The following is a 21,545-nucleotide window of genomic DNA, read 5'->3' as shown; positions in this document are numbered from 1 at the left end:
ATAATTTTGACCTACTATTTAACCAAATTGAATATTTATGAAATACAAATTACTCACTGTTGCGCTACTGACCTTCAGCAGCATAGCTTTTTCTCAATCCGGGAGATCGCTTTGGAACACCACAACGAAAAAGAGTGATATGATTCCGCTGGAAAGCAGAATGGTATTGCCGGAAAAAAATCTTTTCACTTTGAATTTAGACCAGCTCAGAACGGTTTTGTCGAATGCGCCACAGCGTTTCGGTGAAGCAAGACGCAATGGGATAACCTTGTCAATTCCGAATGAAAACGGCGTATTAGAAAGTTTTAATGTTTATGAAAATCCGGTATTGGATCCGGCTTTAGCAGCCCGTTACCCTGAAATTAAGTCTTACATCGGTATTGGTATTGACAATCCGACTGCTACTTCTTATTTCAGTGTATCGCCGTTAGGATTTAAAGCGATGACATTGAGTGCCGATAAGGCTGCGGTTTTTATTGAGCCGATTTCACAAGATTTAACTACTTATACAGTTTATAGAAAATCAGACAAAGCCCGTTCTTTATCGGCTTTTGAATGTTCTGTAATTGACGATGTAGTGCCGCAAGTAGACCCAAGCACTTTAAGACCAAATGCAGACGACAGTACTTTGAGAACTTTCCGTTTGGCCATGTCTTGTACAGGTGAATATACTGCGTATTTTGGCGGAACTAAAGCCTTGGCTTTGGCTGCTATCAACAACTCTATTACCAGATGTAACGGTGTTTTTGAAAAAGATTTCGGAGTAAGAATGGTAATTATTGCCAATACAGATTTGGTTATTTACACCAGTGCTTCTACTGATCCCTACGCTGCTGCTGCAAGTATGTCACAATGGAATGCACAATTACAATCTACATTAACCAGTGTTATCGGAGAAGCCAACTACGACGTAGGTCATTTATTTGGCGCTACCGGTGGTGGTGGAAATGCAGGCTGTATCGGATGTGTTTGTGTTAACGGTTCAAAAGGTAGCGGATACACTTCGCCGGCCGATGGCATTCCATCAGGAGATAATTTCGATATCGATTATGTAGCACACGAATTAGGCCACCAATTTGGAGCAAACCACACTTTCTCTATGAGTAATGAAGGCACCGGAGCCAATATGGAGCCGGGAAGTGGTTCAACTATTATGGGATATGCCGGAATTACAGCGCAAGACGTACAACCGCACTCTGACGCTTATTTCCATGCTATCAGTATCCAACAAGTAACCAATAACATTAAAGCTAAAACTTGTCAAACCAACACGGCTACCGGAAATTCAGTCCCTACTGCCAATGCCGGTTTGGACTATACAATTCCTAAAAGCACACCGTTTGTGTTAACCGGTTCCGGTTCAGATGCCAATGGCGATGCCTTAACTTACAACTGGGAGCAATTTGACAATGCAGCCAGTACAGCAACAGGAACGAGTTCAGCGGCCAGTGCAACCAGAACCAGTGGTCCAACTTTCCGTTCTTACAACTCATCTTCTTTACCGGTTAGATATTTCCCTCGTCTTCAATCGGTTTTAGCAGGAGCTACTACTACAGCCGGCACAGAAATTACAGTTGAAGCTTTGCCTTCTGTAGCCAGAACCATGAATTTCCGCTTGACAGTTAGAGATAACAGAGCCGGTGGTTCTGCCAATAACAGTGATGATATGATAGTAACGGTTAACGCTACAGCCGGTCCATTCACCGTAAGCGCACCAAATACCGCAGTAACTTATGCCGGGAACAGTTCTCAAACCGTAACATGGAATGTGGCAGGGACAACGGCTAACGGAGTTAACTGTGCTAATGTTGACATCTTATTATCTACAGATGGCGGATTAACTTATCCTTATACTTTAGCGGCTGCAACACCTAACGACGGCACACAAGCGGTAACTATTCCTAATGTAGCCGGTACTACAAACCGTATCATGGTAAAAGGAACCAACCACATCTTCTTTGATGTTTCTAACGCTAACTTTACCATTACCAACTCGGCTCCGGACACAACTGCTCCAACTGCTGCTACTTTAAGTGCTTCGGGAACTACTACTACTTCAACCAACTTGTCATGGAGTGGCGCTACCGATAACATTGGAGTAACCGGTTATGATGTATACCAAAATGGTGTTTTCAGAGCTTCAACCGCTTCAACTTCTTTTGTAGCTAATGGATTAACCGCTTCAACAGCTTACAGTTTTTATGTAATTGCTAAAGATGCTGCCGGAAATGTTTCTCCTGCTAGTAATACTGTAAACGTAACGACTTTAGCTCCTGATACAACAGCACCAACAGCACCAACTTTAAGTGCTTCAGGAACCACTTCCTCTTCTACAAACTTATCTTGGACAGGTGCTACTGACAATGTAGGGGTAACGTCTTATGACGTGTATCGCAACGGCACTTTCTTAGCGTCTACTGCTGCCACTACTTATGCTGTTACAGGTTTAACGGCTTCTACTGCTTATACTTTCTACGTAATTGCCAAAGATGCTGCCGGAAATGCTTCTGTGGCTAGCAACACAGTTAACGTAACTACTTTAGTGAATTCTGTGACTTATTGTACTTCTCGCGGGAATAATACCGCTGATGAATACATCAATCGTGTACAATTGGGCAGCATCAACAACTTATCGGGCAACAATGGTGGTTATGGAAACTTTACTGCTTTATCAACCAATTTAGTTCGCGGAACCAGCAACACTATTACTATTACGCCTACGTGGACTGCAACAGTTTATAATGAAGCTTACAGAGTTTGGATTGACTATAATAAAGATGGCGATTTCTTGGATTCGGGAGAACAAGTTGTGAATGTAACTCGCACCAAAACAACTCCAATTGCCAGAAGTTTTACAGTACCAACTACAGCATTATTAGGGACTACCAGAATGCGTGTTTCTATGAAATACAATGCATCGCCTACCTCTTGTGAAACTTTTGCAGATGGTGAAGTAGAAGATTATACGGTAAACATTACTGCTACCGCCAGACCTGAAGATGCTAACGTGGCTACTCTTGCGTTCAATGTATATCCAAACCCTGTAAAAGGCGATATGTTAAACATTGCTAATTTAGATGAAGCCGCAACCTATAGAGTTTTCAACTTAATGGGACAAGAATTGGCTAAAGGCAAAATTGAAAACAATGCGGTTTATGTAGGTTCGTTAAAAACCGGTGCTTATTTAATTGAAATCACCAGCGGAAATGCTACTAACACCAAACGTTTTATTAAAGAATAACCTAACCAAAACTTTATAATGCTAAAGACCACTCTCACAAGGAGTGGTTTTTTATTTTATATGAACTGACTTTTGGGCATTTATGTTGCAAGTAATCTTGTTTTAAGGCAAGATCCTATTAGGATATCAAATCTTTCAAAGTGCGATTGTTTTATGTTATCTTTGATATTAAGAAAGCTTTGAGATAACTTCATTAAAAAATGAACATGAGAATATTTAGCATTGTAATGATGTGTCCATTTTTAATTTTTGCTCAAGCAGGAACAACAGATTTGTCATTTAGTGGTGATGGAAAAGCAATATTCTGTTTTGACACAAACTCCATTGCAAATAATTCAATATTACAAAATGACGGTAAAATTATTATTACCGGCTTAAAAGAATATAATACTAGTTTTGCTTGTAGAGTAAATAGCGATGGAACTATTGACAGTAGTTTTGGGAATGATGGAATTGTCGTTATTGCTACTAATTTAACAACCGAGGCCAATAGTCTTTGCTATAGTTCTGCTTTGCAAAATGATGGCAAAATAATTTTAGTTGGAAATTTCACCTCTTTTTCAGGAGATCATAACCTAATGGTTATCAGATTGAATTCGAATGGTTCCCCAGACACTAATTTTGGTGTTAATGGTAAATTAAATCTTGAGTTGGGATCACCATACGATTTTGCCTACGCAGTTAAGATACAAACAGACGGAAAGATATTAATTGGTGGAAGTTTTGGTAGTGTTGATGGTGGTTTCTGCCTTGTGAGGCTACTACCAACCGGCCAAATGGATCCCTCATTTGGAACAAATGGGATGGTTGTTACGATAATATCTCCCGGGAATGAGAGCGCAATTAAAAGTTTAGATTTATTGTCAAATGGAAAAATTATAGCCTTAGGAAACAGAGTAAATAATGGTATCCAGAATATTGTTTTAGCACAATATAATGAAGATGGAAGTCTAGATTCCAGTTTTGGAATAAACGGCAAGGCTGAGACGATAATTGAAACCGGAATTAGTGACGATGCAAGAAATATAAAAGCATTACCTAATGGAAATCTTTTGATTCAAGGAATCTTTAATTTGTATGGTGCTTTTAGTGAGGGAGGAAATATGTTAGTACAATATACCAGCAATGGTAATCTCGATTTAAATTTTGGCAGCAATGGAGTAGTTATTAATTTAGGTGAATACTCCGGTTATGGATTAGCCACCCAAGTTGATGGTAAAATTATTGTCTCAGGCTCAGCAGCCGGTGAAACAATAGTTGCTAGATATTTGCCAAATGGTAGTTATGACAATACTTTTAATGATGACGGGAAAGTAATAACGTCAATAATTGATAATCATATTTCTTTCAGTTCAACTGTTTTAATTTCAAACGATAACAAAATAGTAGCTAGTGGATTTACAGACAGTGAAGATTATTCTCTTGGATGCGTTGGATTGATCAAAATTAATTTAGGGACTTTGACTAATGAAGAGTTTATCTCTCAACCTTTGAAATTATATCCAAACCCTATAAAAGGCGATATACTAAACATTGCTAATTTAGAAGAAGCCGCAACCTATAGAGTATTCAACTTAATGGGACAAGAATTGGCTAAAGGCAAAATTGAAAACAATGCTGTTTATGTAGATTCGTTAAAAGCCGGTGCTTATTTAATTGAAATCACCAGCGGAACTGCTACTAACACCAGACATTTTATTAAAGAATAACCTAACCAAAACTTTATGTTGCAAAAGACCACTCTCAAAAGGAGTGGTTTTTTATTTTATATGAACTTGACTTTTGGGCATTTACGCTGTCCGTATTCTTGCTTTATACTACAATAGCAAAGGCTTCTTTTGGAGGAGTTTTCACTGTTCACAAGCGTAGCGACTACGAAAGAATTAAGACTTGTTGTATTTTGACTTTTATAAATCAGTAGGGTTATATTCCATTGCGTTGGGCATTGATTATTTCATCCCTAAAGGGATTTTGGGATTAGTTGTGCATCTTTACCGAGATAACATCCCTAGCGGGATTATTGGATTTGTCTATTCATATTGACAAGATCAACCCTAGCGGGATTATGCATATTGTTTTTCTATTACTTAACAATTACAAAAGGATTAGCGGTTAAATTTAAATAAATAAGGTTTAGAGTGTCTACACTTAACAAAAGGAAAACTTCTTTGAACTATTGATGTAAGTTTAATAATGCGTCAGCCTTTTCGCCTAAAGTAACGTTGCACAGTTCTATCGCATTTATATTTGCCAATCAGTTTAGACTAGTTAGTATGAAAATTGGTAAATCATATTTCATCTTTACTAAAACAAAGTGCATTCTGTGTTCAAAATGAAACCAATAATTGGCCACCGCAAACTTTGATAAGACAGCTGGGAAAGAAATAAAATCATTAATCACCACAAATAGAAAGAAATAAAAAAGCCCAAACAGTATTGCTTGGGCTTTTTTTATAATGGATAGTATATTACTTCACAATCAAGAATTCTGAGCGTCTGTTTTGAGCGTGTTGCTCTTCAGTACAATCAGCACCACAATCTACTTTAGGCTCTAACTCTCCCATTCCTTTAGCCGAAATACGACTAGGATCGATTCCTTTAGAGATAATGTATTGTGCAGTAGCTTTAGCTCGTCTGTCTGACAATCTTAAGTTGTATTTATCAGTACCTCTGTTATCGGTATGCGACTTAGTCAAGATGACCATTTTGTCGTTATTCTTCATTACTTGAACTAATTTATCTAACTCAAACGCACCTTCTTGAGTGATGTTGCTTTTGTCGTATTCAAAATAAATCGGTTTTAAGATAATTTCTGTTTCCGTAACAATTACATCGATAGGTTGTAAGGCAGCATCCACTTTAGCAGTTGGGCCTTTGCTTGAAGTAACTGCAAATGAATTGCCTTCGTAACCGTCTTTAGAAGCTTGAACGACATAAGGGCGATCACATTCTACACGGTATTTTACTTCTCCATTAGCGTTAGACATTTCTGTAGCGATTACGTTTTTCTTGTCGTCTAAAATAGATACGCTGGCATTGGCTAAAATAGCGCCTGTTTTAGCGTCGGTAACCACAATCATAACATCTACACCACAAATTGGACTAACAGCGAAAATATCGTCGTTTCCGCCTCTGTTAGACGATAAGAAACCAACTTTCTTAGACTCGTTAAAAGTAAAAGCAAAATCGTCTTTTTCTGTGTTCACCGGTTTGCCTAAGTTAACGGCTTCTGAACCGTTAGACAAGTCGATTTGATACACGTCTAAACCACCAAAACCTTGTTTTCCGCTTGAGGCGAAATATAACGTTTTGTTGTCATCAGCAATAAAAGGGAAACTTTCGTTGCCTTCTGTATTCACTTTGTTCCCTAAGTTTTGAGGTTCTCCGTAAGTCCCATCTTCATTAATGGCTACTTTCCAGATATCAACACCACCAACACTTCCGGGTCTGTTAGAGGAGAAGTATAACGTTTTACCGTCGCGGCTTAAACTAGGGTTACTGTTGGAAAACGTTTTGTCGTTGAACGGCAACTCGGTGATATCACCCCAAGAACTTCCGGCTTTAGTAGCCTTGAACAAATAAATTTGGCTGAAACGAGCATTATTCTTTTTGTCTTTCTCGAACTCTTTTTCTTTGTAACTCTCGCTGGCAAAGTAAGCCGTATTCCCATCAGCACTGATTGTGATAGGTCCGTCGTGCCATTTAGAGTTCAATTCGGTTACCGTTGCCGCATTAGTAATAGTTCCGTCGGCATTGTAATCCGCTTTGTAAATGTCTAAGAAAGGTTCATCCGTCCATCCGTAGTTTTTACGAGCACCATTGCGGGCACTGGCAAAGTATAAACTGTTATCATACAATACGGCTGCAAAGTCCGATTTATCACTACTGATATCAGAAGCATTTACATTGTACAATTTGGTTTTATCCAATAATCTTGGAATATAGTTAGGATTTTCCTTGAACGCTTTAGCACGGTTGTCACTAGGAGCAGCAGCAGCAAACTTTTGCATTTGCTTGTTGGCTTCTTCGTATTTACCGTTGGCTTTCAACATTTGGGCGTAACGATAGTAGGTTTCAGCATCCTGATCACTTTCAGTGGCTTTGGCATACCATTTTACGGCTTCCGTTGAGTTAAACATATTGTAGTTAGCATCAGCCAATTGCTTGTAAACATAAGCATCGCCTTTACCATTCTCTACCAATTTCTGATAAGCCTTGGCAGCATCCACGTATTCGAATCTGGCAAATAACTTATCGGCAGCTTTGGTATCTTTATTTTGAGCCGAAAGAGAAAAACTTAGGGCTACAAAACTTAAGGATATATATAGATTTTTCATTTTTAAGATTCTTTATAGGTTAGAAATATCTTGGTGAACGTGATACTTTTTTCGGGAAATTCAAATCAAATAACAACATCACCTCGTGAGATGCCGGAGTTACCACATTCAAATCGGAAACAATGTGGTCGTAAGCATATCCGATTCTCAAAGACGGTGTTACTGCAAAATTGACCATAGCTCCGAAAGAGTCTTCCAATCTGTAAGTTGCACCTAATTCTAACTTATCGTAAAGTAAAAAATTGGTTGATAAATCTACTGAGGTAGGAGCATTAAGCGATGATTTAATCATAGCAAAAGGCTTGAATTTTAAATTCGGATTGATATCAAATACGTAACCTCCTGTTAAGAAATAATGAAGTTCTTCTGTTCCGTATTCTCTTCCGTCAAAATCTAAATATTTAGACTTAAGCATGTTTGGCACAGAGAAAGCCACATAGTATTTATCAGTGTAATAGAACAATCCCGAACCTATGTTTAAGAAAGTCTCGTTAGGATTACCTGATCCAAAAACATCATCTCCTAAATCCGGTAAGGTTGGATAAATAGTGTTGAAGTCGATTTTATGCATCGTGAACCCGGCTTTTAATCCGAATGCCAAGCGATGTTCTCCTCCTAAATTTAAAGTATAGGAGAAGTCCGCATAAAAGTTATTTTCTTCAACTGGTCCGATTTTATCTGAAATAACAGAAAGTCCTAAACCAACGTTTCTTCCAACAGGACTGTGGATAAAGAAGGTTCCGGTGGTTGGAGCGTCTTCTATCTCAACCCATTGTTTGCGATAGAGAACACCGCCCGAAACAGCTTCTTTCGAACCGGCGTAGGCCGGATTCATTACACTCATGTTGTACATGTACTGAGTGTAATGAGGATCTTGCTGTGCGTTTAACTCTGTTAAACCAAAAGCTAGTAGTGCAATGAAATATATTTTCTTCATTTTGTTTTGTTTTATTTTGTATGCCAATTTATAATGTCCTATTGTGCTCTGTTAATGTAAATCCAACCTGTTTTGGTTTCTGCATTATCTCTGTCAATAACAAAGTAATACGTTCCATCAGGAAGATCGTCACCATCATCAGATTGTCCTCCCCATTGATTAGTATAATTAGCACGACTGTATACTTTCATTCCGTTTCTGTTGAAGATAGTTAACTTTTTAACATTGAAACCTCTCAAGTCGAAAGTATCATTTAAACCATCATTATTAACAGAAATACCTTTTTGGACAACACAAGTTATGGCATCAACCGGGAATGCAGCAGACTCACTATTACATCCATTATCATTAACAATAACTGTGTAAGTATCTAATTCAGTAACGGTAATACTTTGTGTAGTTCCAACTTCAATACCTAAGCTATTCTGCCAAGAGTAAGTAACTGTTTGCGGGTTAAATGATCCGTCAACAGGAGATGCAGTCAACACATAGCTTACACCTTCACAACCTCCTGTTACTTCAATCGCAACCTCCGGAATAATTGTAATTGTAGCTTGGCTGTCTCCTACTAACTGACAAGTAGAAGCATCAGCATCAATATGATAAGAAACTGTGTAAGCTGAAGTACTTGGAGTACTAGCATCTACGGTAACAACTCCGGTACTAGCATTTAGAGATAATCCTGCGGAAGAAGAGAAAACACCTCCCAAGGTAAATCCTGTTCCAAGAATAGGAGATTGTAAATTAACTGAATCAGAAGCACATACCGGCGAGTTGTAACTGAAAGAAACTACCGGTGTAATCACTGGTTTGATTTCTAAAGTAAAGGTAGCTGATGTTGCTGGAACTCTACAAGTAGCTGCGTCAGCAGTTACATCAACAACAATTTGATAAATACCTGCCGTTGAAGCTGCCAAGTTAATAACTCCTGTTGTAGTATTTATTGACAATCCCGTTGAAGGCGTTACAAAGAATTGCGCAAAAGTGCTGAATCCTGCATCTAAAGTTGGTGTTAACGTAGATGGTTGTGCATTTTGACAAATTGATGTTGTATTATAACTGAATCCAACAATCGGATTAATTACTTGAATAATTTGAATGGTAACATCAGTTGAACCTGCACTTTGACAAGTTACCGGATTAAAGGCCACTTCATATCTAACCGTATGTGAACCAACTGTAGAAGCCGCTAAATTTATCTGACCTGTTACAGGATCGATAACTAAACCTGTTGTATTAACTTCTGAGAAAGTTCCACCTGTTGTAAATCCGGTTGCACTTGTGTTTGGTGAAGGGTTTGCTGCGTCTTGACAGAAAGTACCTGTTCCGTAATCAAAAGTGGTTACTGCCGGAATTGGGTTAGTAGGTGCTACAAATACATCTATAGGTTGTGAAGTACATCCTGTAGCAATATCTCTAACTACTAAAACATGTGTGCCAGGGGCAACAGCAGTGAAAGCAGGAGATGATTGATAAGTTGTACCACCATCAATACTATACTCGTAGTTATTCACAAAATTAACATAAGAACCTACGTTAGTATAATCTTGCGGATCAATGGCAGTCCAATCTGCAGAATTCCAAGTAGTACTAGGAGCTACAGCATTGGTATTTCTTCTGTAAGTGTAACCAGCCTGATTACCTGGTGTGAAAGAAACACCATCAGTTCTTCCCCAAATATCAACTAATGCATTTGCTGAAGTTGTTAATCTAATATTATCATTATCATTAACCCCACCGCAAGAAGCGAAAACCTGATTTGGTGTTACTCCTCCTTGGTTAACATTACTTCCAACAGCGACAACATGTGTTGCATTGTTGTTTAATGTTCCTGACAAAGTCAAATCACAAGAAGGATTTCCGGTTACCGTAGTATAAATTCTTAATTTATAGTTGGCTAAGTTTTTAGGAGCTCCGGTTCCGTTAAAGATTTCAATGTAAGTTAAAGAACCTGTGCTCTCGTCAGTCACTTCAGATATGAACAAGTCAGTCGGAGTAGTACCCGCTTGTGAAGTTGGAGAATTAACTGTAATTGTTCCTGTTGCTGTTGCACAGTCAGATTGTGTTGCTGTGAAAGTTGGTGTAGGAACTGAATTAATGGTTACATTGAATGACTTTTCGTTATAACAACCGTTACCATCTATAGCATAAACATATACTGTTTGAGATGAAGTTAACGGAGTAGTTATATCAATTGGCGTGGTTGATCCTCCTAATTGAGATTGTGTAAAATAATTACCAACAGTCAAAGTAGTTAATGTATAAGAATCACAAGCTTGAACTGAAGCAGGTTGAACTACATTCGGTAAAGGTAAAATCTCTACTTGAGTAGTTGGATTTGCATTGGCACAAACCGTAGAACCTGGTAACGAATAAGTTACATTATAAACGCCCGGCGCACTGGTGCTTGGATCAATGGCTCCTGTGTTGGCATTGATATTTAAACCTCCATTAGGAGTAGCAGAGAAAGTACCGCCTGTTGTTCCGTTTACAGTAACCGCTTGAGGAGTGTTAATGTTTTTACAATATGATGGAGCTCCATAAGAAATTGTAGCCGAACTTGGTGCCACAATACTGATGTTATAAGTTCTTTGTCTTTCAATACATGATGCCGTTGCAGCAACAGTATTTAAAACCAAATAGTTTCCTGGAGCACTTGCCGCTAAATCAATCTCACCGGTAGCAGTATTAGCAAATACTAAACCTGTTGGTGAAGCCGGCGATAAGGAAAACACACCTGCAAGCGAACCTGGATTGATTGTAGGAACTGGGTTAGGGGCTCCTGGTGACTTACAATAAGAAGCCGGGGTATAAGTAAAAAACGCGTCCGGACAACAATCATAAACACCTGCTCCTTGAGCGCCAACATTGGTTTGTGTTAAACTGATAAAACCTGGTTGATTGGAAAAATTAGTAATTAAAATAACATATACTTGTCCTGCAACTGCATTGGCAATATTTAAATTTTCAGTTGGAGCAGCAGAAAAACTACAACCAGTTTGTAGTGTTACCGGAACTCCAATTCCCGGAGCCAAAGTTGGAGGATTTCCAATAGCAGCACAAGCAGCAGCTTGATTTGTAAAAGGCCCCCAAGCAGCATAATCCACATCTAAATTAGGTGTTCCACCTTGAGTGGTTGACTGCGTTAATAATAAATTTATAGGACCAGACGTAGCTACATTAATTGTGTAATAAGCAGGGTTTGGTGAGCTTCCCAAACAACCAATAGTTCCTTGATTGGCAACGCCGGTAGTGTTTTGATAGCTCAAGTTTTGACACGCCGCTTGACCAGATATACAACTAGCTGGGGTTGAAATACATAAATTGAAAGTTGTCGTTTGTGGAGTGTTAGCATTTGAATACACACGAACAAAGTAAGTTTGTCCAATAGTTAAACCATTTACTACTCCACTCGTAGTATTTGCAGCACTACAAAACAACTGAGCTAATGTTCCACAGCTTCCTGAGTAAACGGCAAAATTTAAATTGGTAGTTGATCCGACTATATTTTGTAACGATACTGTTAAAAATGGATTTGAAGCTATAAATTGATACCAAACATCATCATCAGGAGTACCAATACATGGGGCGATTGCAGGCGCACCAGAAGCTGTTGCACCGGCTAATGATCCCGGAGTAACTTGTTGACAAACGGAAGAAGAATTTACAGGAGCAAAAATTGCCGTATTACATTCATCATTAGCTAACAACGTATTAAAGTTAAATCCGTTAGACCATAAACTGGTTCCTGAAGTAGGACAAATTGATCTAACATAGAAAGTATATTGTGTACCAGGGTTTAATCCGCTAAATAGGGCACCATTGGTTGAAACTATAGTTCCGGTTGCACTTGGTAACGGCACAGGAGAACCTGCAGGCAAAATAATCACTTCCCATTGGGTTACATCAGCACTGGCTTCTGTCCAGCCCAAAAGAGCGGAAGTTGTTGTAATTTGAGTAGCTGTTAATACAGTTGGTTTAGCACAATTTGGTGCAGGATCACAAGTTACATTAGCAACCCATCCAGGATTGTTAACAGAAGTATCACTTCTAAATCTGAAAGTTAAACATCCATCAGTACTTGATGATGTAAACGGTCCAGGAATTGTAGTACCCCAAAAACCTCCTGCCAATCCACCGGGAACGTTGGCTGCTGGATTTGTACTGGCAATTTGAGGTGCATTGATAGAGTTTCCGTCAAAAACGTATAAAGCATCCCAGTTAGCCTCTGTGTTAAAGGAGGTAAATGTAACGGTAACTACATTGCCAGGTGTAGGACAAATAGTCACTGTCGAATCTGAACTATTAGGATAATTCGCATTAGCACCACCGGCATCTACGTAAGGACCACCACAAACAGGAGGAGCCACTTGAGTAGTAAAGGTAGTTGGACCGGTCCAAGGACTGATATCGTTAGCCGCACATACCGCTCTAACATAAACATCATAACAGGTGGTTGGGTTTAAACCTGTCAAAGTGTGTGTCCCCGAAGTGGTTACATTTACTCCAACTGATGCAGCTGTAGGAGCAGGAGAACCACATGGTAAAGCAATTACTTCCCAAGCAGTTTCAGTATTTCCGTTAACCCATGAAACTGTCGCAGATGTTGAAAGTACATTACTTGAGGTTAAAGCAGTTGGCTCAGGACAAGATGGTAAATCTTCTATAATTACGTTGTCTATAAACAATCTCCATCCGTCTAAACCTCCTTGCGGCACATGCCATGCAATGTTAACAGGGCCTGTATAACCAGCTAAACTTACTATACTTTGAACATAAGTTGTATTACTATAGGTTGCTAGTGGAAGCAATGTGGTTGTAAAATCAGCAGGGCTGGTTCCGTTGGTTGACAACATTACTCTGAAATCATTTGGTTCACCGGTTGATTGAACTCTGTAGTGAAATTTCAACCTTTGGTTACCTGTTAAAATGATTTGCGGAGAAATCAACCAATCGTTATTAGCTCCATTATTAAAATCTGTCGTAATAGCAGCACATTGGTTACCTTCAAATGGGGTGGTGGCGTAATTCATATTCCATAAATCAGTATCACCATTAACATTAAGAACAGTCCAACAGTTTTCAGTAGTAGAAGTACTATTGAATCCTTCTTGGAAAGGCACATTGAAAGGAGCACACAAAGTATTAAACAAGAATGGCCCTGCCCAAGCACTGAAAGTACCGTTTCCGCAGTCCGCTCTTACATAATATTGGTATGCCGTATTTACAGTTAAACCAGCAGCAGGATAATTAGTATTCACATTGGTTTGTACACCTGCTCCAGCAGGAATTGGAGATCCAGCGGTTTGTACAGCAACTTCCCATGAAGTAGCACCACCTGGGTTAGCCCAACTCAAGTTAGCAGAAGTTTGACTAATTCCAGAAGCAGATAAAGTTGTTGGCATAGCACAGTTAACCGTTTGAATAACGAGCGTATATCCAATGGTTTGTGGTGTCGCATTAGTTGAAATTACAATAATGTATTCTTGCCCTGCAACAACTGGGATACTTGGAATAGATCTTACTCCTCCCCCAGTATTAGCCACACCGGCAACACAGTTAACACCTACGTTGGCACATCCCTGGTAAACAAAAATACCAGACCAGTTCCCGGTAGGAGTCATTGTAACACTGATAGCTCCGGTAGTTGTTGGAGTAAACGAATAAAACACGTCATTACCAGTCATATAATTGGTTGCCGTTCCGGCACAAGCTGCCGGCTGAGCCGCATCGGTAGTATCGCCATAGTTTCCGGTATTATCCGTAGTACTATAAGGAAGCGTTGTAACAACGATTGGTGAAGCACAAGTCAAACCCGGTGAAGAAGTAGAAAACGCAAATGGCCCTACCCATTGACTGCTGGCTCCGTTGGCACACAAAGCACGAACGTAATATTTGTAGTTGGTAGTTGGTGTAAAGGCTACACCCGTTGCCGTAGCAGTAGCAGTATACGGCGGAAATCCGTTATACACTACTCCGGTTCCGGTTGGGGTATTGGCAAAAGGCAATACTTCAATCTCCCATGAGTTAGCCCCACTGGTGTTGGTCCAAGTTAAGTTAGCAGAGGTTTGTGTAATTGCATTAGCGCCCAAATTGGTTGGGTCTAAACATTGTTCTAAAATACTAACATTGTCAACCAACCAACGGTCACCGTCTAAAACAGCTAACGGTTGAGTATAAACTTTTACAAACGAAACATATACCTGTTGCCCGGCATAAGCAGCAAGACTCACTACTTTTTCTTCATAAATATTATAGGTAGCCGTTAAAGTTGTTTCATTCCATTGCTGTACTAAAGTATAAGCTGCAGGATTGGTTTGTGAAGCAGTAGCGGGAGCGACCTTAATTTGATAAAGCGTTCCTTGATTTCCTGTGGTAAAACTTCGGGTATAAAAACGAAGTTGACCATTCGTAGGAATGGTCACTAATGGTGTTGCCAAGTAATCCTCGGAGGTGTTATCCTGTCCGATAAATTCGCGACTTACAAAGGCTGCATTAGCACCTTGATAAACAAAAGGCGGGTTTGGTGGCGTGGCCACTGTTGAATTGATGCCCCATCGCTGAACGGTTCCTACTCCGTTGTCAAAAACGGCCCAGTTTCCAGTCCCTAATGTCCAGTTGGTAGAGGGAAGCGCATCCGGACCGGTTGTTGATTCGAATCCTTCCAAAGCCATTTGTGAGTAGCCAAAGACAGAAAAGAACATCAACAAAATTAGTAATGTAATTTTTTTCATGAAATGAAAATTTTAGTTGTTTAATTGAGTTTTTTTGGAATTTGAGTTCCAAATTTAGTAAAAATTATGAAAAAAATGCCTTTTAATTTTTTTTTGAAACAATAATTCAAGTTAATGTTATGTTTTAGTAAAATAATTCTACCTAAAGTTTAGCTTGTAATCCTTACTTTTGTAACTCAATTGAAGATAATGTTAGAAAAAGAAATTATAAATTTTGAACGCACGGTATTGGTGGGTATAATTACTCAAACCCAAAGTGAAGAAAAATTAAAAGAATACCTTGATGAACTTGAATTCTTAACTTTCACCGCTGGAGGAGAAGTTATTAAACGATTTTCTCAAAAATTAGAAAGACCCAATCCGAAAACCTTCTTGGGAACCGGAAAAATTGACGAAATCAATCTTTACATCAAGGAAAATACTATCTCTACCGTCATTTTTGACGACGAATTATCACCATCCCAACAAAAAAATCTTTCTAAAATTTTAGATTGTAAAATTTTAGACCGAACCAATCTCATTTTAGACATTTTTGCTCAAAGAGCTGAAACCTCTTATGCGCGTACTCAAGTAGAATTAGCGCAATGCCAATATTTATTGCCGAGATTATCCGGAATGTGGACGCACTTAGAGCGTCAAAAAGGAGGTATCGGATTGCGTGGTCCCGGTGAAACAGAAATAGAAACCGACCGCCGAATTGTGCGCGACAGAATCGCATTGTTAAAAGATAAAATCAAAACCATCGACAAACAAATGGCGGTACAAAGAAGCAACCGTGGCGCAATGGTAAGAGTTGCTTTAGTAGGTTATACCAATGTTGGTAAATCTACCTTAATGAACGTCATCAGTAAAAGCGAGGTATTTGTAGAAAACAAGCTTTTCGCCACCTTAGACACCACCGTTCGTAAGGTGGTTATCAAAAATTTGCCTTTTTTACTATCCGATACCGTGGGATTTATACGAAAATTGCCAACTCAGCTAATCGAATCTTTCAAAAGTACTTTGGACGAGGTAAGAGAAGCGGATTTGTTACTGCATGTGGTAGACATCTCACATCCTGATTTTGAGGAACACATCGCCTCTGTAAATCAAATTTTACAAGACATCAAAAGCAATGACAAGCCAACTATAATGGTATTTAATAAAATTGATGCCTACAAACATTTGGTAATAGAAGCTGATGATTTAATCACCGAAAAAACGACCAAACATTACACTTTGGAAGAATGGAAAACCACATGGATGCACAATGTGGGTGAAAAAAACGCGCTTTTCATCTCGGCTACTAACAAAGAAAATTTTGAAGAATTCAGAGAAAAAGTTTACGAAGCTGTTAGAGAAATTCACATAACGCGATTCCCGTACAATAAATTTTTATATCCTGATTATAAAGACGCTTCTGAAGAATAAAAGTGCGGCCTATTGCAAGTAATAGATGTAACCAAAGTTCAACCATACATTCCAATCGTTAGCTCTGTTTTCAACATAAACCGCCGGATCCGGATTCAACCCGTCAACCCAATTGGAAAAATAGTACTGCATTCTTAAATCAACCATTAAGTCAGACAACTCGGTTAACTTATATCTTGTCCCAACACTACCAACAATAGACCAAACAGTTCCCCCTTGGTTTGTGGTAGCATTGTAATATTTAATAGGTGTAGAAATTGGTGTATTCAATGGCCCTAAAGTTGAATAAGCCTCAGGATCATAAAAACTGAACTGGCCTCCTAAACTTATAAAAGGTGCCCAAGCCCCAATTGTAGACGAAAAATCTCTGATACTTAAAGGAAAATATTCCAATTGCATCCCAATATTAGTTACCGAAGTACTACCACGCATTCCTCTCAACTGGTTGGCAAACAAAGAAGTTTTGTCGGGATCAACCCAACGCCCAAAATGCTGCAAGTCCGTTTTATTGTATGACAGCTCACTTCTTAATTTGAAATGATCGTTAAAATAGGTTTCCGGTGTGTAACAATTACAGTCAGCTCGGTAAGAAAAGTTTAAATAGTGAATCAATCCAATCCCATAACCAGTATTTCCAGTGTTGGTAGAAAAATCATTTCGTTCGCCATAATCCGATTGAAAGGCCACCGGACCCAAAATAACACCAACCTCATGCGAAAAACCGAACTGAGACAAGGCATTATTCGTAAATGCAAACATTAGGAAAACAATTGCGATATATTTTTTGGGCATTTGCATACTGATAAGTTCAATTATCGACAAATATATAAAAACATCATTCAGTTGTAAAATAAAATAAAAATTTGTTGATTTATATACGAAAAAAAGCAAAAAAAGTTCTAAAAACCTTAATTAAATATAGACTTATTTAAAATTTCTTAACATAAACACAAAAGTTCTGAGAATTTAAAAAAATTTGCCCCCGTATTTTTAATAAAATGTATATTTGTCGGAATTTACGAAAACGTTTTCTTAAAAAAATTAAAAGTATATTTTATGTCACAAAGTATCAATGATTTTATCGATTTAGTTGCCCAAAGAAATGGCCACGAACCCGAATTCATGCAAGCCGTTAAGGAAGTTGCCGAAACCGTAATTCCTTTTATCGAACAAAATAAAAAATACCAAAACAAAATGCTTTTGGAAAGAATGGTAGAACCGGAAAGAGTAATCATGTTCCGTGTTTGTTGGATTGATGACGCCGGTAATACGCAAGTCAACCGTGGTTACAGAATCCAAATGAACTCCGCCATCGGACCTTATAAAGGAGGAATCCGTTTCCACCCTTCTGTAAACTTAAGCATCTTGAAATTCTTAGCTTTCGAACAAACTTTCAAAAACAGCTTAACTACCTTGCCAATGGGCGGTGGAAAAGGTGGTTCTGATTTCGATCCTAAAGGAAAATCAGATAACGAAATCATGAAATTCTGTCAAGCATTTATGACTGAATTAGCCAAACATATCGGTGCTGATACCGACGTTCCTGCAGGAGATATCGGTGTAGGCGGAAGAGAAGTAGGCTACATGTTCGGACAATACAAAAGATTGAGAAACGAATTTACCGGAGTACTTACCGGAAAAGGAATTACTTTCGGAGGTTCATTAATCCGTCCTGAAGCTACAGGTTATGGCGATGTATACTTTGCTCAAAACATGTTAGCTACTAAAGGTGATAGTTTCTCCGGAAAAACCGTAGTGGTTTCAGGCTCCGGAAACGTGGCTCAATACGCCATCCAAAAAGCCACTCAATTAGGCGGTAAAGTAGTTACGGCTTCTGACTCATCAGGATACATCTATGATGCAGAAGGAATTGACGCTGAAAAATTAGCGTACATCATGGAAATCAAAAACGTAAACTACGGAAGAATTTCAGATTACGTAAAAAAATACCCGAATGCTACTTTTGTAGCCGGAAAACGCCCTTGGGAAGTAAAATGTGATATTGCTTTACCATGTGCCACTCAAAACGAATTAAACGGTGAAGAAGCCAAAGCATTAGTAGCTAACGGTTGTATCTGTGTGGCCGAAGGTGCTAACATGCCTTCAACGCCTGAAGCTATTGAGGTATTCTTGCATGCGAAAATTTTATTCGCTCCGGGAAAAGCCTCTAACGCCGGAGGTGTTGCCACTTCAGGTTTAGAAATGTCGCAAAACTCTTTGCGTTTGAGCTGGACTGCCGACGAAGTAGACCAAAGATTGAAAGACATCATGGCGAACATCCACGCTGCTTGTGTAAAATACGGCAAAGATGAAACCGGTTACGTAGATTACGTAAAAGGTGCTAATATTGCCGGCTTTGTTAAAGTAGCCGATGCCATGTTGGCTCAAGGAATCGTATAAACCAAATAAAACCAACCACTCAAGGCCGCTGCCGAACTGTATGGAGCGACAGCGGAATAAAAACTTCAAAAAGAGCCTTCGGAAACGAAGGCCTTTTTTTTTGACATAAATACCAAATCGATATTTTTCTCGTTTATACTATATTTGTGTCAAATTGCTGCTAGATGAAAAAATGCCTTTTTTACGTATTGCTCTTTATATTCCAATGGAGTTGGTCACAACAAAACCAAAATTGGAAAGGGTATTTTTCATACAACCAAATCAAAGACCTTTCTGAATCGGTCACGAAAGTTTATGCCGCTTCGGAAAACGCATTGTTTACCAAAAACACTGTTTCCAACAACATTCAAACCATCAATACCATCGATGGCTTATCCGGGAAAACCATCTCAGCTATACACCACAGTGATGCTTTTCAAAAAACCGTAGTCGGCTACGAAAGCGGATTGATGATTGTTATCAATGACATAGACGGCAGTATGTTGAATGTGGTCGATATAATCAACAAAAATCTTCCGGCTAACATCAAAAAAATAAACCACTTTACCGAACACGAAGGCATTTTATACCTGTCTTGTGACTTTGGAATTGTACAATACAAATTAGCAACGCTGGAATTTGGTGATACCTATTTTATCGGACCCAACGGTCAAGAAATCAAAGTCTTCCAAACCACTGTTCTCAACGGAGAAATTTATGCCGTTACACAACTCAACGGCATCCTAAAAGCAAATTTATCCAATCCGAACTTAGTTGACTTTGCTCAGTGGACATCCTTCGACGGTGGCTATTGGTTTGGCATAACAACCTTTAACAACCAATTATTTCTTTACAGTACTAACAATAAAATCTACAAACACAACGGCGGTTTTATTGAAGTGGCAAACATTGGTGAGGCATGCATCGACTTCAGAGCAACTAACGACTATCTCATCGCAGCTTCTGTCAATCACGTTTATATTATCAATACAGGATCAAATACCGTGGCTCACATTCAAAGCGGTCTGGTGACTTCGCCAACGGTGACTTTTACTGCGGCTACCGTAATCAACAATACCATTTACATAGGCACCAACGAAAACGGCGTTTTATCAGCTCCTGTCAGTGCTCCCAACAATTTCGAATTTATTATGCCTTCTGGGCCAACAAAAAATAAACTTTTTGCTATTGACGCCTCATCGTCAAACCTGTGGGTGACTTATGGTGGTTACGATATTTTTTACAACCCATACACTTATTTTGGCAATAATCCGTCGCAATTTGAGATCTCAAAATACAATGCAACCAATGGTTGGCTTCACCTTCCTTACGCGGATTTACTGGGCGCCCAAGCGCTCTCTAAAATCACCGTCAATCCCACCAATGAAAATCAGGTTTTCATGAGCTCCTACCACAGAGGTTTACTGAAAATTGAAAGTGACATTCCCACCATGCTGTATGACCAAACCAACAGTGGCTTGGAATCTTTGGTAGACGGCTCCAATATTAGCGTCAGAATTAATGGGACGGCTTTTGACCGACAAGGCAATCTTTGGGTAACCAACAACAACATCAAAAACCAATTGAAAGTATTGCGAAGTGGCGGACAATGGCAATCTTATAATTTAGAAGGCATTTTGGACAATTTCACGTCGGCCAACATGAATAAAATAGTCATCGACAGAACCGACACCAAATGGATGGCCACTTACCTCGATGGCGTTATCGCTTTTAATGAAACGGTGAACGAGTTCAAAAAAATTACCGAAGGCCCTGAAGCCGGAAATTTACCCTCCAGAGACGTAAGGGCTATTGCCATCGACAACCGAAACCAAGTTTGGATCGGCACCAATAAAGGATTACGTGTCTTACCAAGTACAGGAAGTTACAATGGTACGGAACAAATGCGGGCCAACGCCATCATTATTTTGGAAAACGATTTGGCGCAAGAGCTGTTGTACGAACAATTCATCACCGACATCGTCGTTAACGGTTCGAACGAAAAATGGATTGGCACCGCCGATTCTGGGGTTTTTCTTTTTTCTCCAAACGGTCAAGAAACCATTTATCATTTTACCACAGACAATTCGCCCCTACCCAGTAATGTTGTCAACGATATCGACATCAATGCCGAAACCGGAGAAGTTTTCTTTGCTACCGACAGAGGTATGGTGTCATTTCAAGGTACAGCCACCAAACCGGCCGACAACTTAAAGGATGTTTATGTTTACCCTAATCCTGTACGCCCGGAATTTGTTGGAACCGTGAAAATTGCGGGTTTAACCTCGGGTGCCAATATTAAAATTACCGATATCGAGGGAAGCTTAGTGTACGAAACCACTTCAACCGGCGGCACCATCGAATGGGACACTACCGCTTTCGGAAAATACAAAGTAGCCTCCGGCGTTTACATGATTTTTATCGCCGCCGAAGATGCTTCGGAAACCACGGTTAAAAAAGTAATGATTATTCGATAACTTCGTACTTCAAACTTCGTAAATCGCACT

9 protein-coding genes are annotated in these 21,545 nt (G+C 39.2%); 5 read left to right on the top strand and 4 right to left on the bottom strand.

What is annotated here, in order from left to right:
- The first annotated feature begins 37 nt into the window (after positions 1–37).
- Complete coding sequence (locus SK086_RS03395) at positions 38–3,241, top strand: reprolysin-like metallopeptidase (protein ID WP_324689785.1); 3,204 nt, start codon at positions 38–40, stop codon at positions 3,239–3,241.
- A gap of 200 nt (positions 3,242–3,441) precedes the next feature.
- Complete coding sequence (locus SK086_RS03390; protein ID WP_324689783.1) at positions 3,442–4,950, top strand: T9SS type A sorting domain-containing protein; 1,509 nt, start codon at positions 3,442–3,444, stop codon at positions 4,948–4,950.
- Between the two features lie 759 nt (positions 4,951–5,709).
- Here the strand turns inward: SK086_RS03390 and SK086_RS03385 are convergent.
- The 3 genes from SK086_RS03385 to SK086_RS03375 are packed head-to-tail and all read right to left on the bottom strand — an operon-like array spanning position 5,710 to position 15,249.
- Positions 5,710–7,578, bottom strand: a complete 1,869-nt coding sequence (locus SK086_RS03385) for an OmpA family protein (RefSeq protein ID WP_324689781.1) — start codon at positions 7,576–7,578, stop codon at positions 5,710–5,712.
- Between the two features lie 19 nt (positions 7,579–7,597).
- Positions 7,598–8,515 (bottom strand): PorP/SprF family type IX secretion system membrane protein, encoded by a 918-nt coding sequence (locus tag SK086_RS03380; protein WP_324689780.1) that lies wholly within the window; start codon positions 8,513–8,515, stop codon positions 7,598–7,600.
- Between the two features lie 38 nt (positions 8,516–8,553).
- On the bottom strand, positions 8,554–15,249 hold the full coding sequence (locus SK086_RS03375) for a choice-of-anchor J domain-containing protein (protein ID WP_324689779.1): 6,696 nt from the start codon (positions 15,247–15,249) through the stop codon (positions 8,554–8,556).
- A 189-nt stretch (positions 15,250–15,438) separates the two neighbouring features.
- On the opposite strand from SK086_RS03375, the gene hflX reads away from it, so the two are divergent.
- Positions 15,439–16,659, top strand: a complete 1,221-nt coding sequence (hflX, locus tag SK086_RS03370; RefSeq protein ID WP_324689778.1) for a GTPase HflX — start codon at positions 15,439–15,441, stop codon at positions 16,657–16,659.
- Positions 16,660–16,668: 9 nt separating this feature from the next.
- On the opposite strand, the gene SK086_RS03365 is transcribed toward hflX, so the two are convergent.
- The gene (locus SK086_RS03365) at positions 16,669–17,451 is read right to left on the bottom strand and encodes a THC0290_0291 family protein (protein WP_407652318.1); all 783 of its coding nucleotides are present in this window, start codon (positions 17,449–17,451) and stop codon (positions 16,669–16,671) included.
- Between the two features lie 264 nt (positions 17,452–17,715).
- Between SK086_RS03365 and gdhA the strand changes: the two genes are divergently transcribed.
- Positions 17,716–19,059: an NADP-specific glutamate dehydrogenase gene (gene gdhA / locus SK086_RS03360; protein WP_324689774.1), complete on the top strand. Its 1,344-nt coding sequence runs from the start codon at positions 17,716–17,718 to the stop codon at positions 19,057–19,059.
- 164 nt (positions 19,060–19,223) lie between these two features.
- On the top strand, positions 19,224–21,515 hold the full coding sequence (gene porZ, locus SK086_RS03355; protein ID WP_324689772.1) for a type IX secretion system anionic LPS delivery protein PorZ: 2,292 nt from the start codon (positions 19,224–19,226) through the stop codon (positions 21,513–21,515).
- Positions 21,516–21,545 lie beyond the last annotated feature (30 nt).

The organism is Flavobacterium cheonhonense (assembly GCF_035671315.1).
Classification (GTDB): domain Bacteria; phylum Bacteroidota; class Bacteroidia; order Flavobacteriales; family Flavobacteriaceae; genus Flavobacterium; species Flavobacterium cheonhonense.
The sequence above is the reverse complement of the archived record's forward strand: the minus strand, read 5'-3'. Positions and strand labels throughout refer to the sequence as shown.